23 protein-coding genes, 1 tRNA gene and 2 pseudogenes are annotated in these 26,404 nt (G+C 41.0%); 17 read left to right on the forward strand and 9 right to left on the reverse strand.

Annotated elements, in window-relative coordinates; genetic code table 11:
* Positions 1 to 154: 154 nt before the first annotated feature.
* The 8 genes from BV372_RS00490 to BV372_RS00525 all read left to right on the forward strand — a co-directional run bounded on the left by BV372_RS00490 (position 155) and on the right by BV372_RS00525 (position 5,394).
* Entirely contained in the window at positions 155 to 1,438 is a 1,284-nt protein-coding gene (locus BV372_RS00490) for an ankyrin repeat domain-containing protein (protein WP_086681599.1), read from the forward strand.
* A 203-nt stretch (positions 1,439 to 1,641) separates the two neighbouring features.
* Entirely contained in the window at positions 1,642 to 2,115 is a 474-nt protein-coding gene (locus BV372_RS00495; RefSeq protein WP_086682438.1) for a TspO/MBR family protein, read from the forward strand.
* 469 nt (positions 2,116 to 2,584) lie between these two features.
* Entirely contained in the window at positions 2,585 to 2,863 is a 279-nt protein-coding gene (locus BV372_RS00500; protein ID WP_086681601.1) for a GIY-YIG nuclease family protein, read from the forward strand.
* Between the two features lie 70 nt (positions 2,864 to 2,933).
* On the forward strand, positions 2,934 to 3,401 hold the full coding sequence (locus BV372_RS00505) for a GNAT family N-acetyltransferase (protein WP_086681605.1): 468 nt from the start codon (positions 2,934 to 2,936) through the stop codon (positions 3,399 to 3,401).
* 205 nt (positions 3,402 to 3,606) lie between these two features.
* The gene (locus BV372_RS00510; protein WP_086681608.1) at positions 3,607 to 3,915 is read left to right on the forward strand and encodes a hypothetical protein; all 309 of its coding nucleotides are present in this window, start codon (positions 3,607 to 3,609) and stop codon (positions 3,913 to 3,915) included.
* 382 nt (positions 3,916 to 4,297) lie between these two features.
* Positions 4,298 to 4,507, forward strand: a complete 210-nt coding sequence (locus tag BV372_RS00515; RefSeq protein WP_086681611.1) for a DUF2997 domain-containing protein — start codon at positions 4,298 to 4,300, stop codon at positions 4,505 to 4,507.
* A 39-nt stretch (positions 4,508 to 4,546) separates the two neighbouring features.
* Positions 4,547 to 4,933: a DUF1257 domain-containing protein gene (locus tag BV372_RS00520; RefSeq protein WP_086681615.1), complete on the forward strand. Its 387-nt coding sequence runs from the start codon at positions 4,547 to 4,549 to the stop codon at positions 4,931 to 4,933.
* Positions 4,933 to 5,394 (forward strand): ferredoxin, encoded by a 462-nt coding sequence (locus BV372_RS00525; protein WP_086681618.1) that lies wholly within the window; start codon positions 4,933 to 4,935, stop codon positions 5,392 to 5,394. The genes BV372_RS00520 and BV372_RS00525 overlap by 1 nt, the downstream gene beginning before the upstream one ends.
* 297 nt (positions 5,395 to 5,691) lie before the next feature.
* Here the strand turns inward: BV372_RS00525 and BV372_RS00530 are convergent.
* The 6 genes and pseudogenes from BV372_RS00530 to BV372_RS00560 form a co-directional block, all read right to left on the reverse strand.
* Positions 5,692 to 5,969 (reverse strand): annotated as a pseudogene (locus BV372_RS00530) (YiaA/YiaB family inner membrane protein).
* A 231-nt stretch (positions 5,970 to 6,200) separates the two neighbouring features.
* Entirely contained in the window at positions 6,201 to 7,853 is a 1,653-nt protein-coding gene (locus tag BV372_RS00535) for a DUF4335 domain-containing protein (RefSeq protein WP_086681624.1), read from the reverse strand.
* Between the two features lie 74 nt (positions 7,854 to 7,927).
* Positions 7,928 to 8,533 carry a DUF3038 domain-containing protein gene (locus tag BV372_RS00540; protein WP_086681627.1) on the reverse strand — a complete coding sequence of 202 codons (606 nt, stop codon included), beginning with the start codon at positions 8,531 to 8,533 and terminating at the stop codon, positions 7,928 to 7,930.
* A gap of 444 nt (positions 8,534 to 8,977) precedes the next feature.
* Positions 8,978 to 11,401 (reverse strand): endonuclease MutS2, encoded by a 2,424-nt coding sequence (locus BV372_RS00550; RefSeq protein WP_086681633.1) that lies wholly within the window; start codon positions 11,399 to 11,401, stop codon positions 8,978 to 8,980.
* 98 nt (positions 11,402 to 11,499) lie between these two features.
* Positions 11,500 to 11,742 (reverse strand): hypothetical protein, encoded by a 243-nt coding sequence (locus BV372_RS00555; protein WP_086681636.1) that lies wholly within the window; start codon positions 11,740 to 11,742, stop codon positions 11,500 to 11,502.
* Entirely contained in the window at positions 11,742 to 11,918 is a 177-nt protein-coding gene (locus BV372_RS00560) for a hypothetical protein (protein WP_218776660.1), read from the reverse strand. Before BV372_RS00560 ends, BV372_RS00555 begins: the two co-directional genes overlap by 1 nt.
* A gap of 1,087 nt (positions 11,919 to 13,005) precedes the next feature.
* Between BV372_RS00560 and BV372_RS00565 the strand changes: the two genes are divergently transcribed.
* The 7 genes and pseudogenes from BV372_RS00565 to BV372_RS00595 all read left to right on the forward strand — a co-directional run bounded on the left by BV372_RS00565 (position 13,006) and on the right by BV372_RS00595 (position 19,883).
* Positions 13,006 to 14,169 (forward strand): GuaB3 family IMP dehydrogenase-related protein, encoded by a 1,164-nt coding sequence (locus tag BV372_RS00565; protein WP_086681642.1) that lies wholly within the window; start codon positions 13,006 to 13,008, stop codon positions 14,167 to 14,169.
* 340 nt (positions 14,170 to 14,509) lie between these two features.
* Positions 14,510 to 14,848, forward strand: a pseudogene (trxA, locus tag BV372_RS00570) (thioredoxin); the annotation flags it as partial.
* Between the two features lie 587 nt (positions 14,849 to 15,435).
* Positions 15,436 to 16,506 (forward strand): LOG family protein, encoded by a 1,071-nt coding sequence (locus BV372_RS00575; protein WP_086681648.1) that lies wholly within the window; start codon positions 15,436 to 15,438, stop codon positions 16,504 to 16,506.
* A 326-nt stretch (positions 16,507 to 16,832) separates the two neighbouring features.
* Positions 16,833 to 17,507 carry a Uma2 family endonuclease gene (locus tag BV372_RS00580; RefSeq protein WP_086681651.1) on the forward strand — a complete coding sequence of 225 codons (675 nt, stop codon included), beginning with the start codon at positions 16,833 to 16,835 and terminating at the stop codon, positions 17,505 to 17,507.
* A 324-nt stretch (positions 17,508 to 17,831) separates the two neighbouring features.
* Positions 17,832 to 19,040 carry a hypothetical protein gene (locus tag BV372_RS00585; RefSeq protein WP_306298932.1) on the forward strand — a complete coding sequence of 403 codons (1,209 nt, stop codon included), beginning with the start codon at positions 17,832 to 17,834 and terminating at the stop codon, positions 19,038 to 19,040.
* Between the two features lie 224 nt (positions 19,041 to 19,264).
* Complete coding sequence (locus tag BV372_RS35815) at positions 19,265 to 19,630, forward strand: hypothetical protein (protein ID WP_179197929.1); 366 nt, start codon at positions 19,265 to 19,267, stop codon at positions 19,628 to 19,630.
* The gene (locus BV372_RS00595) at positions 19,623 to 19,883 is read left to right on the forward strand and encodes a type II toxin-antitoxin system RelE/ParE family toxin (protein WP_086681653.1); all 261 of its coding nucleotides are present in this window, start codon (positions 19,623 to 19,625) and stop codon (positions 19,881 to 19,883) included. The genes BV372_RS35815 and BV372_RS00595 overlap by 8 nt, the downstream gene beginning before the upstream one ends.
* A gap of 165 nt (positions 19,884 to 20,048) precedes the next feature.
* Here BV372_RS00595 and BV372_RS00600 read toward each other — a convergent pair whose 3' ends face one another.
* A complete protein-coding gene (locus tag BV372_RS00600) occupies positions 20,049 to 21,041 on the reverse strand; it encodes a GUN4 domain-containing protein (protein ID WP_086681656.1) in 993 nt (330 codons plus the stop codon).
* Positions 21,042 to 21,255: 214 nt separating this feature from the next.
* Positions 21,256 to 22,230, reverse strand: coding sequence for a quinolinate synthase NadA (gene nadA, locus BV372_RS00605; RefSeq protein WP_086681659.1), 975 nt, complete (start codon positions 22,228 to 22,230; stop codon positions 21,256 to 21,258).
* Between the two features lie 170 nt (positions 22,231 to 22,400).
* Here nadA and BV372_RS00610 point away from each other — a divergent pair, with 170 nt between their 5' ends.
* The gene (locus tag BV372_RS00610) at positions 22,401 to 23,330 is read left to right on the forward strand and encodes a TIGR04168 family protein (RefSeq protein WP_086681663.1); all 930 of its coding nucleotides are present in this window, start codon (positions 22,401 to 22,403) and stop codon (positions 23,328 to 23,330) included.
* An 89-nt stretch (positions 23,331 to 23,419) separates the two neighbouring features.
* A tRNA-Ser gene (locus BV372_RS00615) sits at positions 23,420 to 23,504 on the forward strand.
* 267 nt (positions 23,505 to 23,771) lie between these two features.
* Here the strand turns inward: BV372_RS00615 and BV372_RS00620 are convergent.
* Positions 23,772 to 26,369, reverse strand: a complete 2,598-nt coding sequence (locus BV372_RS00620; RefSeq protein ID WP_086681666.1) for a DUF262 domain-containing protein — start codon at positions 26,367 to 26,369, stop codon at positions 23,772 to 23,774.
* Between the last annotated feature and the right edge of the window lie 35 nt (positions 26,370 to 26,404).

The raw sequence follows: 26,404 nt of genomic DNA on the forward strand, positions 1-26,404 counted from the left end.
CCGTGGAAAGTGCACGACACACAAGGCGTCCTTACTTCAATAACTTGCCCTACTCTGCTATTTGTTTACTCAAACCTCTTGCAAAAGTGGATAAACAATTTCAGACTAAATTCTGAGGCTAGATCAACAAAAACCGCCTGTGCGGAATCTCTCCATGACTGAAAACAAAGATATGTTGCTGCTTGCAGCGGCTAAAAGCGGCGATATCAAGCGGCTGGGAGCACTACTGGTTGCTGGTGCTAAGGTGGACGTATGCGATCGCGATGGTACTACACCGTTAATGTTTGCAGCTAATTTAGGCTATACCGAAATTGTGCGATCGCTCCTAGATGCTGGGGCAAATATTAACTTAGCCAGAAAACGTTACCGTTTGACGGCTTTGATGCTGGCAGCTAGTGCCAATCAGCTAGATATCGTCAAGCTTTTAATATCTAGAGGCGCAGATGTCAATGCCACTAATGAAGATGGCAGCACAGCTTTAATGGCAGCCGCACTCAAAGGATATGTGGATGTTGTCAAAGTCTTATTGGCTGCTGGTGCCAAGGTGAACGTCACAGATAAAGATGATGACACAGCTTTAAAGCTGGCAGTTAAGCACGGACACGCGGCAGTTGTACAAGCATTTATCCAAAGTGGTGCAGATGTCAATACCCAAGATGAAGAGGGTGAGACGCTGTTAATGATAGCGGTAGACTTGGGACATTTGGCGGTTGTGAAAACTCTACTAGCCGCTGGGGTTGATGTAAATGTAGAAAATCGGGATGGTGGCACTGCACTATCAGCCGCCGCCGCCGCAGGAAACAGTGAAATTGTAGCGGCTTTACTGGATCGAGACATCCAAATTAATCACCAAGATAGTGATGGTGAAACTGCCCTACACCTTGCTACTGTAGAAGGCTACTTAGATATAGTGCAAGCCTTACTGAAGCGAGGCGCAAATGTGCAAATTAAAAATCGCCTGGGTGATACACCAATACTTGTAGCAGCCTTGCAAGGACACAGCCAAATTGTTGAAGCACTGCTGCGTTGCGGAGGTGATATTCATGACAAAAATCTGGGAGAGATACCTTTAACCTTAGCAGCATTCCAAGGTCATAGTCAGACGGTGAAGGTATTGCTAGATCACGGTGCCCATCCCAATATCCCAGCAGAAGATGGAAAAACGGCTTTGCTAAAAGCAGCACAACGTAATCACCCAGCCGTTTTGCGGCTATTAATAGCTAAGGGAGCAGATGTGAATTTTCAAGACTCCGCAGGAGCAACCGCTTTGATGTGGGCTGTCTCAGGAGGTTTCCATGAGTCAGTACAAGCATTACTTGAAGTTGGGGCAGATATAAATTTAAAAAATCGTGGCGGTTATACTGCTTTGATGATTGCAGAATTTAATGGATATAGAAGTATAGTGCGGAGTCTGCAAAAAGCTGGGGCACAAGAGTAATTAATACTCTCTCAACAGGAATATCATAAGCGATGTTTACGACAAGCTGCTCCACGTCTACGTAGCTTTTGAATTAGGTTATGAATCATCTCTAAATATAGATGTAAAGATTCCCACCCACGGCTGATTTAACCTCTGCCTGCAATTGCCAAACTTGCAGTGTATGTATGGCTTGTCAAAATGTACAGGCAGAGGTGAGCAGCATGGTTGAATCTTGGATAGTAATTGGGGTTGTCACATTTTTTATCGCACTTGGTAGTTTCTTCATCACACCCCGTGATGTCAAATGGTTTGCACTGTTAAGTCGTCCCCAATGGCTAATTTTTGAGCCACTAATACCCCTAATTTGGACTGTGATTTTTGTTTGCGGTGCAGCTTCAGCTAATATCGTCTGGCAAAAAAATCCAGGAGGTACAATTACTTGGCTGCTAATGGGTTTGTACCTGTTATTAGAAATTATTACCGTAGCGTACATTCCTTTAATGTTGAGGTTACGTAGTCTGGAAGTAGGGGAAAGGCTTGGGCTAGCCGGTCTAATTTTAAGTGTGGTTTTGGCAATTTGCGTTTTACCAATTTCTTGGATGGCGGCGCTATTACTTGTTCCCTATCTAGTTTGGAGTCCTATCGGGACATACACTACTGACGAGTTAAGACACCTAAATCCTGAAGATGCATAGTAGTGTAGCTACTACCTTGAAAATGGTGTATTAAACTAAACTTCTGGAAAAAGTTGATTTTTAGAAACTGAAACCACAGATATTCATTAATAAATATCTGTGGTCTTTAAGTATATAGGTCAATACGGTTCAGTTAGCACCAGAAACCTTAAAATGCGTAGGTTGGGTTGAGGAACGTAGACGCAAAGCGGCTTCCCGCAGGGTAACCCAACATTTCCGTCGGTTTGTTGGGTTTCACTTTGTTCAACCCAACCTACAATTATCCTTAACTGAACCGTATTGGTATATAGGTACGCTGAAACTACTAGTGAGGGTAATTAATTGCGCGTAGACACGGAGTGGCTTGCCGCAAGAATCGCATCACAAACCCACAGGACTAGGCACATCCTAACAATTACGGTTGAGATAAATATTTTACATCGCTTATAATGGCGATATTTAGTATTTTAAAGGAATATAAGATTGAGCCATGACAAGTGGTGTATATATAATAACGAATAAAACCAATGGGCGTAAGTATATAGGCTATAGTGAAGATATTGAGTACCGTTTTGAAGCAAACAAGCGAGAACTTCAAAAAGGTTCATTTGGCCGCAGCAGACACCAACAGTTCATTGATGATTATCAGCAGTGTGGAGAAGAAGCTTTCATTTCTGGAATCCTGGAAGTAACTCCTAATGAGTCATCACTGATGAAGCAGCGAGCCGAAAACTGGAAAAATATCATTAAACCTGAGTACAATCAATAAATCCGTAGCGCGATCGCTATCGAGTTAAACTGTGAAAGGAATAATCCTGAAGAAGCCTGAAAGTTAATTAATGAGAGTCAGAACTGCTACCTCTGATGATGTATCGCTGATTTTCTCTTTCATCAAGAAGAAGGCAGAATTTGATCGCAATATTGGCGCTTTTTCTGGTGTTTTGCAAGCATCTGAAGAAAAAATACGCAAAACACTTTTTGGCACAATTCCTTTTTCTTACGTTTTGTTTGCAGAGATTGCAGAACGTGAAATTGGATTTGCTTTGTATGGATTTAGATACTCGTCATTTACAGGACAACCGAGTATTTGGCTCGATGATTTATACGTAAATGAAGAGAGAAGAAGCCAAGGAGCCGGAACCGCTTTGATGAGTTATCTTGCAGAAATTGCCAAGCAAAATGACTGTACTTATATTGCGTGGAATGCAGATGCTCGCAACACTCGCGGGTTAAGTTTTTATCATCGCTTGGGTGCAGAAATCACAGAGCACAAAGGTAATCGATGTTTTTTGAGATGGACTCCGTAGGTGGCGGTAAAGGGATAAAAAATTTCAAACTGCGATCGCCAATTTATGCTGCTCAGGTGACTAGTTCGAGCAATTCTTGAAGCTTGTCTATTTTCTTCCCTTGCTTGCCTACCTCCTACCCTCTGCCTTTACTCGGTAATGCGCGATCGCTCTCGTCCAAAGTCTAGTTAAATTATTAGCAATTAGAGTTAACGCAACAGTATATATGCCTGTTCCTGATTCCTCTGACTCCTCTGCTTTTGAGTCACAAGCCAAATCAAAACTTAAGCAAGAATCAACTTATACACATCGATTTGCTTGGTTTGAGGAATTAAGATTTTGGCTCTCCGTGCTTATCGGTTTTGCTTTGATGATTGGTTACAAAGTTATCTTCTCAATACGAAGCACAGTTATTGATATTGGTGTTGTAGGCTTAGTCAGCTTAATTGTGGCACTTATGGCTGGCTTTCCAATTCATCAAGCTATTGTCAGCTTTATTAGAGTTTTATTTGAATCTGGTGGTATAAGCCAGTAGTTGCATGGCTGAATCACCCCAGAAAGAATCAGCACAAACGCAAGAATAATGATAAATATTATCAATAAATTTTATAGTTTTATGACTAATCTAGCTGGCTATACTACCGCTAATGCCTGTATTTAGGACTTTTCTCACTTCCCTTACCAGCGCAATTCTGACCTTGACTAATCTATTAGGTTAAGAGAGACTAACTAATGACCGATGTGTAGACTTGTAAGATTAATAATTTTTGTAAACATTCTGAGATATATATTTTGAGAGATGGAACATTAGTTAACAAATGGCAAGTTTGTATCTAAGTGCATGTTCCGACGGCTATATTTTTAGCCATCTGTTGAGGCAATAAAATTCAAGCGTACTATCGTGGTTGGCCAAGAGCATGGAGACATTAGAGTTCATAATTTATCCAGATGGTCGGGTACAAGAGAAAGTCACTGGTATTGTGGGTGCTTCTTGTGCTGAGGTCACAGCAGCAATAGAAGCGCAGCTGGGACTAGTACTTACTCATGAGCCAACCTCTGAATTCTTTGCCACTATGGTGCAGCAATCCGGTTTGGCGATTACGCAAACCTCTTTGAGTGATTGGTAATTGTTCAAAATAGTTTAGTGTCGTTAATTCACAACCACCATGTCACATTTTAGCCAAATTAAAACTCAAATCCGTAACCTCGACTCTTTAAAAGATGCTTTAACTGAATTGGGTATCGACTGGAAACCTGGTCCACGTGAGGTACGTGGCTATCGTGGTCAAACCCATCCCGCCGAAATTTCAATTGAGCAAGAAAATGGCTATGATATCGGCTTTAGATGGAATGGCCAAGAATATGAATTGGTGGCTGACTTGCAATATTGGCAGCAAAATCTTTCTGTAGATGGATTTTTGCGTCAAGTAACTCAGCGCTATGCTTATCAAACAGTTGTGAAAGAAACTACTCGTGTTGGCTTTCAAGTTGCTGAACAAAAACAACAAGAAGATGGATCAATTCGTCTGGTAGTACAACGCTGGAGTGCGTAATGGCTGATTTTCTGCCGTCACCGGAAGAACAAGAAGACAATCGTTCCGGTTTAGAACCAGAATTAGGCAGTTTTTTACGGGATGCCCCAGAACGCTCTGGTTTAGAACCGGAATTAGGTGGAGTGCTGCGTCAAAAAGGTGTATATGTTGACGAAATCATCTGTATTGGTTGTAAGCACTGTGCTCATGTTGCCCGTAATACATTTTACATTGAACCTGATTATGGGCGCTCGCGTGTAGTTCGTCAGGATGGAGACGCAGAAGAAGTCATTCAAGAAGCAATAGACACTTGTCCAGTTGATTGCATTCACTGGGTTGATTACACTGAACTGAAAAAGTTAGAAGATGAACGTAAATATCAGGTAATTCCTGTTGTGGGTTATCCAGTGGATCATGCTGTTGCTTCTACAGAACGGCGACGTAAAAAGCAAAAGTTAAAAAGCAAAAAATCCCGTTATTAAATAAGAATTCAGAATGCAGAATTCGGTATTCAGTATCGATTAATGGGAACTTAAACCCGTTTATTCATCCGCAAATCACATAGAATTCATAATTGAATTCTGGTTTCTGACTAATGAATTCTTTCTTTTTAAAATACCAAATGCAATCAAAAAATTAAGGGCTGGTAAAACCAGCCTCTTTTGTTTTGTGTGATTTATATTGAGATATTGAAGATTTTTGATAATGCAATCCTTGCGTAAAAACTGTTTGAGAAATTAATTGTAGTCTAGTAACTATCTTGGGTAATGCATAAGCATTTATTTGAGAGGATCGTGCTGTGAAAGCAATTTTTCTACTTTAGCCTCGTCTACCATAGCTGCTAATCTTTTAGTTTCGTGCAAGTCTCTAGTAGTTTTCGCCAAAATAAAGGTTGAGCCAATTGAGAAAGCTAAACCCATACCCATAAAGCCTTTTACCCAATTATCTACTGTCAAATTAACAATGCCAAAGGTAGTTATGGAAATAGACATGACAAAAGCAGCCCATGTTTGGATAACTCAAGCTGAACTATCTTTTTGAGACCAAGTGTTTGCATATTTCCTACCTTAGATAGAAATATATTTAACTGTGATTGTATTTATGATTACAATCAGCAGCAATAGTGATATTACCAGTTTTACAACTGGATTCTCCAAGGTAGGCTTAAAAGTGCACAATCTCTGATCTTAAATGTCAAATCAAAAAGCAATTTGCTTACATTATTCAAACTTTCCTAAGTACAAACATCTATACCAGTTTTGTAAATGACATAAGCAAATTATCTAAATTATTCATTCTCTGGGAAGATTTGCACTTTGCCATCTGGACTGAGTACAGCTCGCATTCTGACATTTTGACCGTATTTATTGGGCGAAACAAAGGGCGATCCTAGATTAGGCATTCCAGCACTATCCACAAATTCTCTGGCTGCTTTATTTAGAGGAAAAATGCGTTCAATAGTCCCGTCAACACCTACCATCAAACTGTACTCCAGTGTTTGTCGCAATCCACTAGGTGGTTGCCAGCGTTTTTGGATATATTGTCTAGCTTCTGCCACCTGAGGTGTATCAAACAAGGTATTGTCACTAGCTACCTGGGTAGAAGTAGAAGGTTTGCGTCCATTCCTTAATCTTTCGACTAGAAGATTATCATTACTTCTGGTTGAAGAGGCAGTAGACGTAGTAGATGCAGGATTGTATTCTCCCTCAAGCTTCGGTAAACTTGCTGTTCGATTAGGTATGGTAGGAAGATTTGGAGCAGCTGTTGAGATATTTGGGCTGACACTACCTCTGTTAGGAGATAGGCTTGGTGGTAGCTCTCGCTTTTTAGGAAGAGCAAGATCCGCGGGGCTAATTGACCCTGGGCGGTTCAGTGTAGGATTTGGTTGAATGGCAATTTGCTGACCACCAATGCTGCTGGGTACTCCAAACTGGGAATTAGTAGGAAGAGTTGAGTTTGCCTTCTGAGGTACATTGAATACACTTCCAGAAGATGGCATACCCTTAGGTAAATTAGAACCGACACTTGTTTGAGATGTAGAGAAGCTAGAATTCGGTAATGTTGGTGACTTGCTAAGGGTAGAATTAGGTGCTGTTAGAGGTGCTCCGGGCAAGCTAGAAGTAGGAATTGGCTGGGTTGAGCCTAAAGGTGGCAGTGGGGGTAAACTGTCTGGAGGTGCAAGTTCAGCTTGCGGGTTGAGCGAGGGTGAGGGTTGAAGAGCAATTTGTGCCGATTCGGTAGGGGATTTTTTGGCAATCTGCTGCTTTGGCTTGGTGTTATTCACATATTGCCAGGTAATTGGCAATAAACCTACACCTAATACCAATACGGCTGCGACAGGTGCCCAAACAGGGAAGTTGACAGTTGAACGGCTATGGTTTTCGAGATTAGGTAACGCCATGATATCAGTTGAGTATTCATCTAAGGCAGTCGCTAAATCGAAAAGTTGCAGCAGACTGAGTTGTATTACAGGTCCAGATGCCTGGTTAGCAAGGGAACCGAGGAACAGCTTGTGAGCCAAATAGCTGCTTGGTTCTAAATATATTTTTGTCTGTGGTATCTGATAGGGAAAAGATTGTAATGTCTTAGTAGTAGCTGGTAGAGAAGAGGGTTGAAAATCTGTTAATTGTGAGTCATCAGCGACTTTGCTGGAGTCCCTTGGCCCGGCGAAACTAAACCAAAAGCTTTCTGGAGATTGGTGAAGAAATTCCTGAACATAACTTGTGACTGCATCACACAAAGCTTCGAGTTGGTCGCGATCGCCCCGAATTGGGAGTCTGCTTTCTTCTGGCAGTCGCGGATCGTCAAAACGTAGCTCAAAGCTTAGCTGCTTGAGAACAGTTTTTCCCATCCACCGAGACAAAGGTGAGTCTTGTGCGAAGACTTCTAGTGTGCAAGTGGGGGGTGTGTAGCGACGAATGACAGAATTTGATAGAGGCATGGCACAAACTGCGAAGGAGATGATTGGTGATTTTGGATTTGGGATTTTTGGAGGAGCAATCTAAAATCTAAAATCTAAAATTTTGTGGAACGGTCTATAAGTGCTAACCACAGACGGCGGTGTCCACCAGGAGCGCTGTAAAATAGTAAATCTACAAGCAGTTTGAGTGCCAGTTGGGTGAGTAAATCTGTTGAGATTTCCTCGTCCTCTTCCATTCGCTCTTGGTAGGTGTTGCAGAAAGCATCAATATAATCTCCAAGTAAAGCGGTCTGATGAGGTTCCTGGTTATTTTCCGCCATTTGTTCTAATAGACCGACAGCACGGCGAGTTAATTCTTGGTGCTGTTTGGCAAGGTAGCAGGTGATAAGAACAAGCGATCGCGCTTCTTCTACATCAAGTTTTTTTCGCCCTCCTTGACCTTTGCGTAGGGGATTCGACTGGCGCAATCGCCATAAAGCTACGCGGTCTGGCACTCTTGACTCCAAATCCAGATCGATTGCTGCCGAGAGCATAGCCTCGGAACCAATGCCAGTTAAAGTTTCAAGCGCCAACAGCACTAAGTCCAACTGGGTTTTGATATTGTCCCACTGAACCGAGTTTGGCGCTGGGAGCTTGATTAAATCCTCCCACTGGGAATTTGGAGTGGCTGAATTGGCGGCCGAGTGCATAACTTTTAGCATAGGTGATCGGGCTAATAGGGACTGTTGCTGTTACCCATTTTGAAACAGACTCTCAAGCATTCGGGTTAGTTTCCTACAGCTATATTAGTCAGAAGCTTCAGCTAGCTTTTATCACTGTGGTAATCAGCATGTATCTCTGTCTTACTCTAAATGAAAATTTATTTTCTACAAAGCAGAAAAATAATTACTTCAACATCAAACCTATCTAGCCCTAAATGCCTAGTTAGTACAAAGCTATAAATCAACCTAATTAAAGGCTCCAATCAGCAACTGCTAATCATAGCTGGGCAATTAATAATTAGCAATTCATGATTATTTGCTACTTTATCAACATTTTTAGTCAAGGTAGAGGGCAGACAGCAAGAGTCAAGAGTCAAAAGTTAGTAATTTTCCCCTTGCTCCCTGCTCACCTGCCTTTTCATTAAGCCTGCCTCTTAGCTTTCTTCACTCAACATAAGCAACGGTGACACCACTACCGCCATCTACTTGTTCTGCGGCTTCGTAGTTGCTAACTCTAGGGTGCTGCTGCAAATAGGTGTGGACACCTTGCCGCAGTTTGCCAGTACCATGTCCGTGGATAATCCATATCGGACCTGAAGCCTCAGAAATTGCTTTATCTAAAAGCAATTCAGCATCAGGCACACGTTTCCCGCGCAAATCGACTGTGTTTTTGGAAGTCCGAATTGTCAAGGCTGGTGGTGCTGCTGGGGTAACTGGTGCTGGTGCTGGTTTTGATTTGACTACAGGTTCAGCTTTTTGACCATCTAAAGATTCCACGTCTTTGAGCTTGACTGTCATCTTCATAATGCCAAAGCGAACAGTCAATTCACCATCATCATCGGGGGCGACTAAAACTTCCGCTGTTTGCCCGAATTGAGAAAGTCGGACGCGATCGCCTACTTTGGGCATAAATCCAGCTTTCGGTTTTGCTGGTGTGGCTGGCTGAAATTTCTGAGCAATTTGATTGAGGGCGTTAGTTGCTTGCTGGGCATCTTGGGCGGTTGGCTTACCTTGCTGCAAGCGACGAATCACTTGGGCGATTTCACCTTTGGCTTGAGCGATCGCTTGTTGCACTGCTGCTTCCTGCGAAGCCTTTAAAGTACGTTCTCTCTCTTCCAAATTTGTGGCTTTGGCTGAAACTTCTTTATATAAACGTTCTGCTTGCTGCAACAAGTTTTGCGCTTCTGCTGCTTTGGTTTCTTGGCGACGCCGTTGCGCTTCTAAGCCAGCAATCACCAGGTTAACTTCGTCTGTCGCCTCACCCACTTGCGTTTTTGCTTGTTCTACCACTTCTGGTTTTAGCCCTAAGCGCAGAGCGATTGTTAAGGCGTTGGAACGTCCAGGAATTCCCCATAACAACCGATAAGTCGGTGATAGTGTAGTTTCATCAAATTCTACAGAAGCGTTTTCAAATCGCTCATCTTCGTATTTCAGCGCTTTCAGTTCACCAAAGTGAGTTGTCGCCACTGTCAGTCGAGCGTGGCTGGCAAGATACTGCAACAGGGCGATCGCTAAAGCACTACCCTCGGCTGGATCGGTTCCCGCGCCCACTTCATCAAGTAAGACGAGCGCTGAGTTAGGAGTGCTAAGTGCTATATTTTGCTCCTCTGCTTCTCCATCTTCTCCAGTTCCTAGCGCATCCAAAATCCGACTAATCCGGCGGATGTGTCCAGAGAATGTCGATAGACTTTGCTGTAGAGATTGTTCATCACCAATATCTGCTAATACCTGGCTAAACCAAGGTATTTCTACTGGTTCTCGAGCAGGTATAAATAAACCCACTTTGGCCATCAATGCTGCCAAGCCTAGGGTTTTTAAGGTGACAGTTTTTCCTCCAGTATTTGGTCCAGTAATCGTTACTACTCGAATCGTCGGAATAATCAGCAAATCTACAGGAACAACTGGTTGGCTTTGTTCGTGTTGATGCTGCCATACCAACAGCGGATGACGCAGTTGGCGCAGGGTAATAGTCTCTTGCTCCTCCCAGTTGATAAATCTGGGCGGATTGGCTCCTAGCCAAAAACTGTAACGTGCTCTTGCCGTTGCCAGGTCTAAAGTAGTAACAATTGCTAATAGCCTTTCCAAATCAGGTTTAACTGCTGCTACTTGCTCCGTCAAAGCGCGGCGAATTATTTCTTCTTCTGTCTGCTCTCGTCTGATTGCTTGGCGTAATTGGTTCCCAAAGGGCACGATGCTATGGGGTTCCACATAGAGAGTGGCACCGCTGGTAGAGGTATCGTGGACAATACCGGGGATAGCGTCTTTTTGTGGCGCTTTCACAGGAATAACAAAGCGATCGCCTCTTTGGGTAATCAGTTGTTCTTGGACTGCCCCAGATTTTGCTTGTAAAATATTTTGCAGCTTTTGCGTAATTTGACTACGCAATCTCCGCAGATCTGTGCGAATTTCACCCAGCTTTTGGCTGGCGCGATCGGTTACCTGCCCCCGTTCATCAATACAGCGGTGGATTTCTTGCTCAAGTTCGGGATAAGTTCGTAACTCAGCTACTAACTCTGTCAGGATTGGTATATTTTCCTGGTTATCAATTATACGACGTAAATTCCTACTGCCAGCCAGGGTGGTAGCGATCGCTAATAATTCATCCCCTGTCAAAATTCCTTGGAGTTCTGCCCGTTCCAGGGAATCACCAATATCTTGAATCCCCTCGAAGGATAAACTTGGGGATAGACGACTCTCTAGTTGGTAGACTTCTTTTGTTTGCTCTAACAACTGCGTACTTTCCGCTTGAGAGTCCGGAATTTTCAGATGACGCACTGCGATCGCCCCTAACTTAGTTGCCGCAAAAGTCGAAAGATGCTGGCAGAGGCGATTCCATTCTAGTAGTTCTAAGGTTTCAGATTGGATCAAGGCTTCAATATCTAATCTGAACCTATGGTAACAATTCTGGCTGCTTTAAAGCTGAACCTTGTAGCAGTTAATTGCGATCGAACAGAAGCGAAAAGACTCTATTCCGTCCGCTCCACTACGTTGTTAGCTGGCTGAGTACTACTCAATGCTTCCAGTTTTTGTCGAATTGCTGCTTGAATCTTTTCGTCAAAATCGGGGTCGCCTGGGCTGGCGATCACTGATTTTGGACGCTGATTGAACCTATCCAAATATGCCTGAAAAGCAGCCTGATCTTGGCGGTTTGCCAGAAAGTACCGTCTCAATTCGGCATCATTCATGGTATCAAAATTGACTTCACTCATCAGAATACCTCTCCATTCGGTACAATTTCAAACTCAAGGTTTTCAGCGTATCCAGCTAGGACATATAGGTTTCGAGTCCGATGATCAACACAGACCAAATGAATCGGTTGAAACATGATGAAGGTCAATTGATAGCTGAGGCGATATAAACTTTCTAATTGAGCAGTAGTAGGCATTTGGTTCATTCCACCTGCTGTCCATTTTAACACTCCAAATTTGAGAGGTTGTGAAACCGCTAAACCCTCTACTATTCTTTGGTCTCACGCACACAGGCAAGACCTGCTCCGACTACAGCACACCCGAGAAACATTGCTCTATTTAAATTTTCACGTTTCTCAACAGCTAAATATACCTGTCAGATAGCATCATTAGATCCACATTGAATCTCTCCAATCTGACTGACTGTATACTCTGCCGATTGTTGGAACGAGCTTTCCATAAAATTCAAAAGTCCAAAAGCAAATAGAGCACCACCGAGAAAGTTAACATTTCGCATAGTCATGATTTAATTCAGTTTTTATACTTGCTAATCACGGCTCACAGATGATTTTCCAACCCTAACTATTTATCATGTTTCCGTATATCTCATTAAGCTATGAAAGTAGAGAAAGGTGCATTTTAAGCACAATAGCAATAAATTCTCTGGATATTGTTTTCATGGAACAAAGTCCAAAAAATCTGATGAAACAGAAGATGCTATTTGACTTCAGAACATTGGTGGTAAAGCTGTTCTTAGTCCTTTGGAGTGTTGATACAATCTTTTAGGCGATCGCGTGCTGGGGGTTTTTTATAGTGCGATCACCATCATGCCAAAACATAAGAATAAATTTCGTAAGATAGCAATCGCAAGGGTTTAAAGATTCATACCTTGCGGGAAGTGACTTCGTGTCTACGCTACATTCATTTCGCTCGGAATTACATAGATAATTTTGTATAACCACTTAAAAGAAAGGAACTTAGGTTGTAAAGGTTTTATACTTCGCTATAAGCAATCTCAGTATAGTTATCTATAATTTGAAACAGCACCTCTAGACTTAGAACTAAAGTTTTAATTGACACCTCTTATTTTCTGCCTTTCGGCTTGGTGTACTTGCTCATGGGGAAGTCCCCCAAGACCGCACTGCTTCACCTTCTGCCTTTCTTTGCCAGAATTTTTCTAGCTCTCTTAGCTACTACTTCCTGACAGTAACTTGAAAAAAAATCGCACCAACTTCACCCACAATTTGATACCCTAGCTTAAACAGATTTGAGAAAATTTTAAGCGTGGACATTCAACTTGGGCGGGGAAAAACGGCTCGGAGAGCTTACGGAATTGATGAGATTGCTTTAGTACCTGGTAACAGAACACTCGATCCGAGTTTGGCAGATACCAGGTGGCGAATTGGCAATATTGAGCGAGAAATCCCAATAATTGCTAGTGCTATGGATGGCGTAGTAGATGTGCGTATGGCTGTACGTTTGTCGCAGTTAGGAGCATTAGGAGTCCTCAACTTAGAAGGTATCCAAACTCGCTATGCTGACCCAGAACCGATTTTAGATAAGATTGCTGCCGTGGGGAAAGATGAATTCGTATCCCTGATGCAAGAACTCTATGCCGAACCAATAAAGCCGGAATTAATTGAAAAGCGTATTCAGGAAATTAAGCAACAAGGTGGCATTGCGGCAGTGAGTGCTACGCCAGCCGGAGCAAGTAAATATGGCGAAGTGGTAGCCAAGGCTGGGGCAGATTTATTTTTTGTACAAGCTACGGTAGTTTCTACTGCACACCTCTCACCAGAGTCTATCGTGCCATTAGATTTGGCAGAATTTTGTCGTTCTATGCCCATCCCTGTAGTGTTGGGGAATTGCGTAACTTACGAAGTTACTTTGAATCTTTTGAAAGCTGGGGCTGCTGGAGTACTAGTAGGGATTGGTCCTGGTGCAGCTTGTACCTCCCGTGGTGTGTTGGGTGTAGGCATACCCCAAGCAACTGCGATCGCGGATTGTGCCGCCGCACGCGATGATTACTATCAAGAAACTGGTAACTACATTCCTGTGATTGCTGATGGTGGTTTAATCACTGGTGGTGACATTTGCAAATGCATTGCTTGCGGTGCTGATGGTGTGATGATTGGTTCTCCCTTTGCCAGAGCCGCCGAAGCACCTGGACGAGGTTACCATTGGGGTATGGCAACTCCTAGCCCTGTATTACCCCGTGGCACCCGCATTCGTGTTGCCACCACTGGGAGCCTAGAGCAAATACTCATTGGGCCAGCTGGACTGGATGATGGCACCCATAATCTTTTAGGAGCCTTAAAGACGAGTATGGGCACCTTAGGAGCCAAAAATATCAAAGAAATGCAGCAAGTTGAAGTTGTAATTGCTCCTTCCCTACTAACTGAAGGCAAAGTCTATCAAAAGGCTCAACAATTAGGCATGGGTAAATAAGGGGCTAGGGAGACAAGGAGGACAAGGAAGAAATAACTAATGACCCTTGACTCTTGACCCTTGACTAATCCTTAGTAGATATAAACTTCAATCCTTCAGGAAATTTTTCCAGGCTCTGAAACAATTACTGGAAAAATTACATATGTCGCCTACAATAGAGATAGCGGAGACGCATGTTTCCGTTCACTCCTCACACCACACTCCGCCCGGACTATGTTCGGGCGGTTCCTTATGTTTTTATAAATAAATTCTAGAGCTTCTTTGCAAATGTACATCCTTCACTCCTAAGCAGCTGTTTTTGCTATGGTAGAATTTTCACGAAACTCCGAAATATAATTGGCAAAGGTTTTTAGGCATGTCAGCAGCCGCACAAGTTACGGACTCTACGTTTAAGCAAGAAGTACTCGACAGTGATGTACCAGTTTTAGTCGACTTTTGGGCACCTTGGTGTGGTCCCTGCCGGATGGTAGCTCCTGTTGTAGATGAAATTGCCTCGCAGTACGAAGGTCAGCTAAAAGTCGTTAAAGTCAACACTGATGAGAATCCTAATGTTGCCAGTCAGTACGGCATCCGCAGCATTCCCACATTAATGATTTTTAAAGGTGGGCAAAAGGTTGATATGGTCGTCGGTGCAGTGCCTAAAACTACATTAGCTAACACATTGGAAAAGTATCTTTGAATCACAATCGGCAATCAGATCCTTCTGATTTTTCGATTTGTTCTAGTTTTTAGGTCAATATTTGTAAACAAGTTTGAGAGGCGCGAAATTTCGCGTCTCAATAAAACTTTTTACAGTGGTAAATCTTTTTAGATTACTGGTGCTAAAGTAATTTTGTTATTTCTGTTGGACGCACCTCCAAAATAGCGTGGCAACAATCAATAGGCTTCTCTAAAGGAGTAGAAGTCTAACAACCGAATCGAAACAACCCATGTTCTTCGGGCACAGAACCTATACAAACAGTGCTGTTTCACCGCTACAGGTCTACAAGAGCTTTTTAAATTTTAAATTTTGAGAGCAATCTGAGCTGAGGTTTCCTTTGATCGGAACTTTAGTGCTTTGGAATTCCGTGTAGATGTCAAAGGTCTTTACTTAAAGCAAGTAGCGGTACTAGCGCCTTGGTTGATAATTAACCAAAGGTGCTTTTTATTGCGATCGCGTAGTCGGTCAATATACAACAACTGTTGGCGATCAGTTAATGGTGCAACAGTTGATACATCGCACTCCAAAATTAGATAAAATATAATGCCATTGTGGCAGCAGTTATCATGACTTCATCTGCGTCGTTTGATACATTAGAGTCTCTACAGGCGGATATCGCTGAATTAATTGATCGGTTACCGACGTTAAAAAATCAGCAACTCATCAAACAGGCACTTGCTACCATAGTGCGTCTAGCTGATAGTGACATCGAGCGTCTCGATTGGAAGATATTGTCAGCTTCTCTAGCAGATATGGAGCGGGGTTTTCAACTCTTTTATGCCTACCGACATGTCCGTAAAGTAACTATTTTTGGTTCTGCTCGCCTAGCACCAGAAACACCAGAGTATCACATGGCAGTACAGTTTGCTCGCGCTGTTACTCAGTTGGGATTTATGGTAATGACTGGCGGTGGTGGTGGTATCATGCAAGCGGGTCATGAAGGCGCGGGGCGAGAAAATTCTTTTGGCTTAAACATCCAATTGCCCTTTGAACAGCAGGCGAACCCTTTTATTGAAGGTGATTCTAAGCTGATTAACTTCAAATATTTTTTCACGCGCAAACTATTTCTCTTAAAAGAAAGTGATGCGGTTGCCTTGTTTCCTGGTGGTTTTGGCACCCAAGACGAAGCTTTTGAGTGCATGACATTAAGCCAGACTGGTAAATTTGGTCCCGTACCTTTAGTTTTAATCGATCGTCCTGGTGGCGACTACTGGCGATCTTGGAGCACATATATTGATGAGCAACTAGTGGACAAAGGTCTTGTCAGTCCCGATGACCCCAGCCTTTATACAGTTACAGACAACCTGGATGTAGCTTGCAATGCTATTACCCGGTTTTACCAAGTTTATCACTCCAGCCGCTACGTAGGCGATCAGTTAGTCATTCGCCTAACGACAGATTTATCTAGCGCTGAGATAGAAAAACTCAATGCTGACTTTAGCGATATTCTTGTTAAAGGAAAAATTGAAAAAAGTCAGGCATTATCTCAAGAAGGGCAAGATGAAACAGTTGGATTACCTCGTCTTGTTCTCTACTTTAATCAACGCGATTTGGGGCGCTTATATCAGATGATTGCTACTATTAACAAGATGGGTATTCATACAATAGAAGAGACAGGGCATCCAGAGAGGAAGTAGTTATTAGGGGTGGGTTTGCCACCCTTAGATTTTCGCTAGTTTAGGAAGGTTGGCTTGATTACAAAATATATAGTTTTCAGATGTTTAATTAGTAAATTATAGAAAAGTTTTAAAAATAATCCTGAATCAGCAAAGTTTAATAGATGAAATAATCAAAAATAGTTTAAATCGAGTAGATGTTTCAGTGAATGAGTTTTTGGAGAGTTGGTAGTCATTCGCAAAGAAGTGCGATCGCTGTGCTTAAGCTTCTTAACAACAAGAAACTATAATCATGGTCGCTAAAATAATAGAATTATGCACCTATCCTCTAAACGAGGTGGCTAATTATGGCTGGCCTTTTACCCACACCTCAATCAACTGAAATTTTTTACCCAAGTTCGGATAGTGAACCCTTGGCAGAAACTTCTGTTCACGCAGATGCAATAATTAATACGGTTACTGTTTTGCGAGAGCATCTAAAAGGACAATCGGCAATAGTTTTTGTAGACCAGTTTCTGTACTATGCTCAGGGTTTTCCGCGTTTACGGGTAGCTCCAGATGTGATGGTAATATTCAACGTGGCACCTGGAGGTCGAGATAATTACAAGATATGGGAAGAGGGACAAATACCTGTGGTCATCTTTGAGATGACTTCTGAGGGGACTAAAAATCAAGATACAGGCTTTAAGAAGACGCTGTATGAGCAGTTAGGGGTACTAGAGTATTGGTTATTTGATCCTAAAGGTGAGTGGATTCAGGAGCAATTGCAAGGATATCGACTGCGAGGTGAGGTTTATGAGCCAATTAGAGATGGTCTCTGTGAACCTTTGCAACTGCGATTGCAAGTAGAGGAGCAATTAATAGGCTTTTATCGAGAAGACACTGGGGAAAAATTGCTAATTCCCGAGGAGTTAGCAGAGGCGCTAAAAAAGGAAAAATTGGCTAGACAGCAAGCTGAATCGCAAGTGGAGAGACTGAAGGAACATTTACGCTCGCTCGGTATTGATCCGGAGAATATTTAGTTGTTTTTACATAAGAATTTAGTATATTTACTTAAAGCAGCGATCGCGCCACATAATCATTTTTCGCTGTATGATGACCAGCAAATATCATGTAATCAAACAGGTGGACAATTACCTAAAATCAAGACTAAACTAACTGATGCACATTAAGCCTTGTGCCTAAAGATAGAATTTCGTCCTTATTTTTAAGATTTTATGTGTCAACCTTGTAGCTTTACTCATAAAATCAGAAACAAGGCGAAGTTTTGCATAAACATACTAGCCTAAATAAATTAAATGAGTTCGTTAACAAATCAGGGTGCCAAATTTATCACTAAATTACAAATGGCAGATCGAATAAACGATATCGCTTGGCAAGCACACCAAGGTAGCGTTGCCGCGATCATTCAAATATTGAACGAAAAGCTAGTTGCATCTGGTGTTAGAACCAGAGCCATCTTTTCTGATGGCGTCTTACAACTTCTCTGTGAGGCACATACAGTAGAGCAACTAGAGCAATCTACCATAGTCCAAAAAATCAAGCAAATCCTAGAGTCTATTGCACCTCGCAATATTCGGCGAGTCAATATCAACAGTCGAATTGTTCGGGAAGAACAATTACTTTGGTTGACGGAAATTTATCGCGATCGCGATAATCAATTGCTTTGGTCAGAGGAAATTACCTTACCTCAACCGAATATTATTAAGCAACTAATTAATGATTTTCAAGACCTCAAAGAGTCTAAATCAGAAATAGCTCAGGTAAGCTTGCCTAAGCCTAATTCTTTGCGAGCTGTAGTTTTCAAAAGAAGAAACCGGCACAGGTTCCAAAATAAACTCCAGAGTAAAATTATACCGAATCGTTCTCTTCTCATCGGGTTACTCAAAATATCTGGTTTATGCCTACCTTTCCTTTTGTTGGTTTGGTGCGCTTATACATGGTTAGAAGGTAAACAGGAAATTTCGATTTTCGCAGAAGGTTCCAAAGCTTCATCTGTGAATCTGCAAGCGTCAATTCCTGCTAATAAAAATATTTCTCCGGTATCTAACGACCCATTCGCAGCCGCAGTGCGGATTGCTAATCAAGCTTCTGCATTGGGTAAAACAGCCACAACTTCACAGCAGCGGTCAGCTTTAGCTGCTAAGTGGCAGGAAGCTTCAGATTTAATGAGTAAGGTTTCACCAAACCACAGTCGCTATCAAGAAGCTCAAAGCCGCATTCAACTATATAGGCAATATGCAGAAGCTTCTAAATCGTTAGCAAACAAGCCAGAAGCATCTCCTCTACCACCTGTAACCAAAGCTGCTTCTACTCCAGCGGATGACCCATTTGCAGCCGCAGTGCGGATTGCTAATCAAACTTCTGCATCTGGTAAAACAGCCACAAATTCAGACCAATGGTCAGCTTTAGCTGCTAAGTGGCAAGAAGCTTCAAATTTAATGAGTAAGGTCTCACCAAACCACAATCGCTATCAAGAAGCTCAAAGCCGTGTTCAACTATATAAAAAGTTTAGTGAGGCGGCTCAATTAAAAGCTCAGAAGGGTCAGCAATGAAATTATCCAAAGATGGGGAAATTTATCTCCCCATCTGTCACAATCGAACCGCAGAGAACGCAGAGGGCACAGAGATAGAAGCGACGATAGAGTTCACGAACAATTTGAGATGGCTGTAGCTGGACAAAGTACTAGAAAAAAATGGCGATCGCTTTGTTCTGAATCAAGCAACAAATTTCAGATGTACGATAGCTTTGAGGAATATCTTTGACTTTTAGGATAGTATGCAGCCTACTCAGGATTTGACCGAGAATCACAATCAAGCAGTTTCCGGCTTAGAGACACAAATTTTAGGTGTCCAATTTCTAAAGAATTTTCTGGGTAACAATACTGCGGTACTAATTGACTTAAAAGAACATGGCGAACTGTGGACAGCGGTGGAAGAAGAGATAGAAATGCCGTTGACAGTTCAATTTTTAATCGATGCACAGGGTAAAAAAACCGCCGTTTTACTCGATTTGGCAGAACACGGTGAGATTTGGGAAGATATTTATGATAGTTTAATTGCCAAAGAGCGAGTCTTTGAGCCGACTGTATCACTTGCAGAAGTTAAGCAGTTATTAATTGAGCATGGCAAGTTAAGTGAATGAGTATATAGTTTCATTTCATCGTTCAGCGCAAAAAGAATTAGAAGCTTTACCTCAAGAAGTAATCAGTAGAGTTTTACCCAAAATTGAGGAGTTAGCTGTTGAACCTCGTCCAGATGGGTGCAAAAAATTGAAGGGACAGGAAAAATCCTGGCGGGTTCGCGTTGGTGATTATCGGGTAATTTATAGTGTAGATGATGATAGTCGTAATGTTGAAATCATCAATATCAGGCATCGCAGTCAGGCGTATCGGTAAAAGAATAGTGATATTTTAAAAGATGCGATCGCACTTTGCATAAATACCAAGCATACGGATTAAAGCACCTTGAATTCTTGACGGTGCGTTGCGCTGCGCAACAATACAACGCCAGTTGCTACAACGGAGGGAACCTCCGCAACGCACTGGCTCTCCTACATTAAACTAAATAATTGTTAGAAATCCTATTACTTCAGAGCCAATTCTTTTCCCATGAGGCAGATGTCCTTTAACCGCGTTTCTACTAAAGTTAAGTTGCTCGTATGATAGCGGAACATCATTCATGCGCCAACCGACATTTTCACTAAACTTTTCCCAAATTTCATGTTGGTAATTTTGGTTTCCTCCTAAAGTTTGATATATTTCTTTCTGTACAGTAAATCCGAATAAATTACCGCTATATTCCCGCCACAATTTATCAATAATTAATAGATGTTCCCGAGGGAAGTTAGAAATGTCAGTTGGTCGAAAATATCTATCATTATCTCTGCTAGAAATTTTGAGCATTGCATATAATGTTAGTTCATCAGCTTCTTGCCAATAGCCTTCTCGAAGCAAATTTTGCAGTATTCGATAATCAAATTTATCCGTAATCAGTGATTTTTCTTGCGAGGTTTTACGTTGCTCCTCGTCTTGTTGTTTTAATTGAAAATTTAATTTCGTAAGAAGGTCGTTCTGCTTGCTAATTAAATCTTGATAATGTTGACTTTCTCCGTCTTGTTGTTTTAAATCAGAATTAAATTGTTTAATAATATCGTTTTGTGTGCTAATTAATTTTTGATATTTTTGACGTTCTGCATATTGTATTCTCCATTTAAAAAAATCCAACAAACCAAGTATGGGCTTCACTTGTTTAGGATCCTCAAACCCGGTTTTACACCAGCTTGCAAAGTGTTCGCAGTTATTAGAAAATAGATTATATTCGCCTTCTCCTAATCTGCTTTCTGCACGTAGTATTACAATGTCTGAAGAGTCACAATCATCGTAGTGTTTTTTATAAATCTTTTTACCTAGGCTAAACTCATGTATTGAAACTCTTCTAATACAACCGTCTGAGTAATGAATCACAGTACCATCACCGCAATCAATCCCGTGGTGCGTATATGGCACAACGCCGATGAAATGGCATTCAATGTAAATATGGTCTGCTATCGTCATAGATGGGTGTGTTATTTACCACATTATCTTTGTTACTATAATTCCCATCTTGACCACAGTTTTAACAATGAGTTACAGAAAATAGAGTAGCTGAATCGGTGTTCTAGACTCAAGGCTATTGCTTGTACACAATACTTTTGCAAGCAAAAAAATATGTAGAGACGCAATAGAATCATGTCTCTACATAATATAAAAACCTAATCGATTAATTTAACTAAACACTCATTTCTAACATCCGTTGCATTGGACGCAAAGCTGCTAACCGTATCTTCTCAGACATGGTGATTTCGGGAGTACGATTTTTCATCGCCCAATACACTTTTTCTAAGGTATTTAACCGCATAAATGGACATTCATTGCAATTACAATTATTGATTGGTGGCGCAGGAATAAACCGCTTTTGGGGAGCTAGTTTTTGCATTTGGTGAATGATACCTGGCTCTGTAGCCACAATGAATTCCTGTGCAGGGCTGTTTTGACAATATTTAAGTAATGCTGCTGTAGAGCCAATAAAGTTAGCGTGGCGCAAGATGCTAGTTTCGCATTCTGGGTGTGCGATCGCCTCTGCTTCGGGATGGGCAATTTTTAACTGGACAATTTTCTTTTCCGAGAAGGTTTCATGGACGATACAGCTACCGTCCCAAAGCACCAAATCTCGTCCGGTTTGTTCCATGACGTAGCGCCCCAAATTGCGATCGGGGGCAAAAATAATTGGCTGCTCTTTCGGTATTTGCTGCACAATCTTCACAGCATTGGAACTGGTGCAGATAATATCGCTCATGGCTTTAATATCAGCAGAGCAGTTGATATAAGAAATTACTAGATGATCGGGATGGGCGGCTTTAAAGGCTGCAAACGCCTCTGCTGGACAACTGTCTGCTAAGGAACAGCCTGCATTCAAGTCTGGTAACAGTACCAATTTGTCAGGATTGAGTATCTTTGCTGTTTCTGCCATGAAGTGAACACCAGCAAAGACGATCGCATCTGCATTGGTATTAGCTGCGGCTTTTGCTAGTTGTAATGAATCCCCAATAAAGTCTGCAATATCCTGGATATCTGGCTCTTGATAGTAATGCGCTAAAATCACCGCGTTGAGTTCTTTCTTCAGACTCTCAATCGCCGCAAATAAATCCAGTGGTAGCACACCCGGATGGGTGGTTTCTCGTTGAGCAAGTGCAGTGTTAAACACAGTAGGGGTTGCTTAAGGTTGCAAGTATTTGTCCTGTGGATTCAATTATAGTAGTTTTTACCAAAAAATATAGTGGTTTTTACCAAAAATCATAGAAGCTTGATGTTGCGATTTTGTGTCCAAAACCTGCTGAGTTGCCTATCCTAAAAGTAGACGGCAAGGACAGTGGCATGACCAGTGAGATAACACAATCAACAAACCTGAAAATAGCTGTAGTTGGCGATATTCACGACCAATGGGAAGTAGAAGATGGGATTGCACTCAAGCGTTTGGGTGTAGACTTAGTGCTGTTTGTGGGGGATTTTGGCAATGAATCGGTGGAAGTGGTAAGAGCGATCGCCTCCCTCGATATTCCCAAAGCCGCCGTAATGGGCAACCACGATGCCTGGTACACTGCCACAGAATGGGGGCGGAAAAAGTGTCCCTACGACCGCACCAAGGAAGACTGGGTACAGGAACAGCTCGATTTATTGGGGGATGCCCATGTCGGTTACAGCAAGCTAGATTTTCCCCAGTGGAATCTAACTGTAGTTGGAGGTCGTCCTTTTAGTTGGGGTGGGTCAGAATGGAGATTTGCTGACATCTGCAAAGACCGTTACGGTGTAACGGATCTGGAAGAATCAGCAGATAAAATTATGGCTGCGGTCAAAAGTGCTGCCTACGACACGATTATTTTTCTCGGGCACAATGGGCCTAGTGGATTAGGCGATCGCCCAGAAGACCCCTGCGGTAAAGATTGGCTACCCATTGGCGGCGATTTTGGCGATCCAGACTTTGGCGAAGCGATTTCCCAGGCTCTTAACGCTGGTAAAATCATTCCTCTGGTGACATTTGGCCATATGCACCATAGCCTACGGCATACTAAGAAAGAGCTACGCAAGCCCGTGCTGAGAAGCCCAGAAGGGACAATTTACTTGAATGCGGCTAGCGTACCCAGGATAGTAGAAACCCACGGACACAAGCAGCGTAATTTTTCTTTAGTCTCCCTAGAGGCGGGTGTAGTGTCGCAAGTCTCCCTAGTTTGGGTTGGCAATGATTACCGGATAGTATCAGAGGAAATTTTTTACGAGCGATCGCGTCCAGTAGTGCAATCTGCGTAGATGATGAGATATAGTATTATCTGTCTGCTTTTGTGCTAACTTAGGAAAGCGTTTGCCTATCAGGTAAACAACAAGCTAGACAGTTTACTGGAGAGGTGGCAGAGTGGTCGATTGCGTCCGACTTGAAATCGGATGAGGCTAAAACCTCCGGGAGTTCGAATCTCCCCCTCTCCGTTGAATTAAACCTTGATTTTAAAAGCATTCTGGAATACGTCAGCTATTATTTAGATAAATAAACCTGATTGTTGATTAGCTATTTTTGGTTATTTTTTGATTGTGAAGTGCCTATGATTATTTGATCACATTAAAGTTCGTTATCAAATGGCAGAATAAAACACACAGAGCAAAGCATTTAAAAGGTCAGTAGGCTTTGATTTTTCCTACACAGGTTACAGTCAAGACTCAGAAATATTTATTGTAATACATCAATCAATATTTTAGTTATGTATTATGTGGAGTGGGAGAAACATTAGCGCCCTTTTTTCTATTTGCATCTGCATGAGTTGCTTGAATATTATCAATCGTATCAGAACCACCAACTGCTAATGGTTTGATGTGATCAAAATGCAAATCATCACCATAATATATTACTGCACCTGTCAAAGCACACCTATTTCCCTGAGTTTTAATCAATAGTTTTTTTTCTTCTTCTGTCAATCGTAATCTTCTATCCTCTATTTTAAAATCGCTTTTGATAATTTCTAGTCTTTCATTAAAACCTTTCATTATTATTTCAAAATCAGATTTACTAGGATTTTTCATGTAAATAAAAAGTTCTTTCAACCTTTTCTTTATTTCTTCTCTATGATATTTAGCCATGTGATAATTTAGGTCAGATAAGATATACCAAAGCATATAAAAGTCTTGAAATCTTCTGACAAGAACAGGTAAATTTCTACCTGCATCAAAGATAGAGTTTAACTCTTCCCTTAAGAAATCTGTACCATCACCCTCATCAATGTCTCTGTCAAGGAGAATTAATCTTAAATTCTTAATAAAGCTTTCTACATGTTTAATACTTTCTCGGAATGAACGCAAAGATTCTACATTTGTGGATGCACTGTGAAGTAGTTTAGTTACATCTCTCTTATCTTTAATTCTTGCATTTACAGAATTATTTTTTATATGTATATTAAGGACACCAGTAGATTTTCCTTTACCACTTGTTTTATGGTAGTCTAAGTAAACTAATAATGTATATAGTTCCTCATTCTGCATCCTATCGCCATAGTCATTTTTACTACTGGAGATAGTGATATAAAACCAGCTTTTATGCTTACTAGCATTCTTTTTAATATCATCAATTAATTCTTTTTTAACCCAAGCATTCCACATTTCAAACGAGTTTTCTAAAATAGGAAATGGCTTATTATTGAGTCTAATAAATAAATCAACAGGCTGAAACTGAGGATTAATTCTTTCCTCGATTTCAACTACTAAAAGTGGAAAGTCATAAATTTTATCTTGTAGATTTACATCAAAAGCATCAAATTTATTTTTCTCTAAATCTTTAAGTATTCTTAACTGCCTCAACGCAAATTTATCATTTTTAGATTTTTGTTCGTTACCTTCTTCATCAATATATGAGCCACCAGTAAATGCAAGTATTGACAGTAGCCTTTGTTGCCCATCAATAACTTCCCATACTCCATCATTACGACTAAAAATAAATATCGGTGGTAGCTGTATACCAAGTAAAATACTTTCAATTAAAGCAGATGCTTTAGGAATACTAATGACTTCAGAACGCTGATAAGGTGGGCGTAAAAGTAGTCTTTTTTTCCTTATTCTCGATAGGAAATCGTCTATTGTTACTCGCTGAGGATCAGGTTTCGTTGTTCTTAATGTTTCCAGTTGGCTTACTTTAACTAATGTATCATCCTGATTATTAATATTAATTTTGGGTTTGCCACCACCTAAATAGTTATTAAAATTAACATTTAGCTTCTCACTAAAAAAATTAGCTACAGTTTGATATCTTTCAAGAGTAGGAGAATAAAAGTGTGAACCTTCTTGAGCAAAAATAATTATATTTTTCCCTATGTATTGAGAAAATTCAACAGATAAAGCAGCATTTTCAAAATCTGCTCTAGCAATATTTTCTTTTTCTAGAATAGAAAACGCCCATAAAAGACATTCACAAACTAACCTGTTAGACCTTATTGCCCTTGATTCTAAAGTTGAGTTTACTTTTTCAACTAACTCAAATCTCTTCAAAAGCTTCTTGCATAAATCTTTAGGATCAGAACTTAGAGCTATTAACTCATAAAGTTTATCAATAGTTTCAGTTCTTGATTGACTAGATGCATAACTTCTAATTGGAAGCATACTAAGAATTAGTTGTTTCCGCACAAAAGTGAGAATTTTTTGAATTTTAAATTTAATATTATCTTCTGTCTTAGTATGCTTTAAAAAAAGCTGATACGTTTTTTCAGCTAGGACTAAATCACTGGTTAGCAAATCTTTGAAGCACTTAGTTATAGGATCATTTAAGTAGGCGGCATTGTCAATTTCTGCTTTTTTCAAGGGCGTAATACCAGAATTATACCTTGAAAATATTTCTTTCTTAATCTTATCTTCCAAGTCACCATCCAGTTTGGGTTCATTCACTACTGCAAATTCAAATACTCTAAGCTTGGAATCTAAAAAGAGGTCTTGAATTTGAGTACTTAAATCTTGAAAAGATTTTTTCCTCAGTTCTTTTAGCTCATATAAACCTTTTTGAGTCAGCTTTAGGTCTTTCTTAAGAAGACGCAAAATAGTTTCAAATCTCTGTCTTCCATCAATTACTTCTTTTGTGTTTCCGCTATCAAAAAGTATTATCGGCGGTATTTCGGTTCCTAGTAAAATACTCTCTATAAAAAATGTTGCTTTTTCTGGAGTCCAGACATAGTTTCTTTGGTAGTAAGGGTCATATTTAATTTTATTTAAGTTTCTATCTCTAAATAAACTCTCTATGCTTTGTGAGTATGTACTAATTTTTAAGTGAGATGAAAAAATTCTTTCAAAATCTTCTTGTTTTAAAAATATGTCATCCATAGATTTTAATGAATATCTTGGTCAACGTCTTTTCT

The organism is Nostoc sp. T09, from assembly GCF_002154695.1.
In the GTDB taxonomy this organism is placed as follows: domain Bacteria; phylum Cyanobacteriota; class Cyanobacteriia; order Cyanobacteriales; family Nostocaceae; genus Aulosira.

What these genes read in the sequence shown, in the direction of transcription:
- BV372_RS00490 (WP_086681599.1), top strand. Translation starts at nt 155, where the DNA reads ATGACTGAAAACAAAGATATGTTGCTGCTTGCAGCGGCTAAAAGCGGC.
- BV372_RS00495 (WP_086682438.1), top strand. Translation starts at nt 1,642, where the DNA reads ATGGTTGAATCTTGGATAGTAATTGGGGTTGTCACATTTTTTATCGCA.
- BV372_RS00500 (WP_086681601.1), top strand. Translation starts at nt 2,585, where the DNA reads ATGACAAGTGGTGTATATATAATAACGAATAAAACCAATGGGCGTAAG.
- BV372_RS00505 (WP_086681605.1), top strand. Translation starts at nt 2,934, where the DNA reads ATGAGAGTCAGAACTGCTACCTCTGATGATGTATCGCTGATTTTCTCT.
- BV372_RS00510 (WP_086681608.1), top strand. Translation starts at nt 3,607, where the DNA reads ATGCCTGTTCCTGATTCCTCTGACTCCTCTGCTTTTGAGTCACAAGCC.
- BV372_RS00515 (WP_086681611.1), top strand. Translation starts at nt 4,298, where the DNA reads ATGGAGACATTAGAGTTCATAATTTATCCAGATGGTCGGGTACAAGAG.
- BV372_RS00520 (WP_086681615.1), top strand. Translation starts at nt 4,547, where the DNA reads ATGTCACATTTTAGCCAAATTAAAACTCAAATCCGTAACCTCGACTCT.
- BV372_RS00525 (WP_086681618.1), top strand. Translation starts at nt 4,933, where the DNA reads ATGGCTGATTTTCTGCCGTCACCGGAAGAACAAGAAGACAATCGTTCC.
- BV372_RS00535 (WP_086681624.1), bottom strand. Translation starts at nt 7,853, where the DNA reads ATGCCTCTATCAAATTCTGTCATTCGTCGCTACACACCCCCCACTTGC.
- BV372_RS00540 (WP_086681627.1), bottom strand. Translation starts at nt 8,533, where the DNA reads ATGCTAAAAGTTATGCACTCGGCCGCCAATTCAGCCACTCCAAATTCC.
- BV372_RS00555 (WP_086681636.1), bottom strand. Translation starts at nt 11,742, where the DNA reads ATGAGTGAAGTCAATTTTGATACCATGAATGATGCCGAATTGAGACGG.
- BV372_RS00560 (WP_218776660.1), bottom strand. Translation starts at nt 11,918, where the DNA reads ATGCCTACTACTGCTCAATTAGAAAGTTTATATCGCCTCAGCTATCAA.
- BV372_RS00575 (WP_086681648.1), top strand. Translation starts at nt 15,436, where the DNA reads ATGACTTCATCTGCGTCGTTTGATACATTAGAGTCTCTACAGGCGGAT.
- BV372_RS00580 (WP_086681651.1), top strand. Translation starts at nt 16,833, where the DNA reads ATGGCTGGCCTTTTACCCACACCTCAATCAACTGAAATTTTTTACCCA.
- BV372_RS00585 (WP_306298932.1), top strand. Translation starts at nt 17,832, where the DNA reads ATGGCAGATCGAATAAACGATATCGCTTGGCAAGCACACCAAGGTAGC.
- BV372_RS35815 (WP_179197929.1), top strand. Translation starts at nt 19,265, where the DNA reads ATGCAGCCTACTCAGGATTTGACCGAGAATCACAATCAAGCAGTTTCC.
- BV372_RS00600 (WP_086681656.1), bottom strand. Translation starts at nt 21,041, where the DNA reads ATGACGATAGCAGACCATATTTACATTGAATGCCATTTCATCGGCGTT.
- BV372_RS00610 (WP_086681663.1), top strand. Translation starts at nt 22,401, where the DNA reads ATGACCAGTGAGATAACACAATCAACAAACCTGAAAATAGCTGTAGTT.
- BV372_RS00620 (WP_086681666.1), bottom strand. Translation starts at nt 26,369, where the DNA reads ATGGATGACATATTTTTAAAACAAGAAGATTTTGAAAGAATTTTTTCA.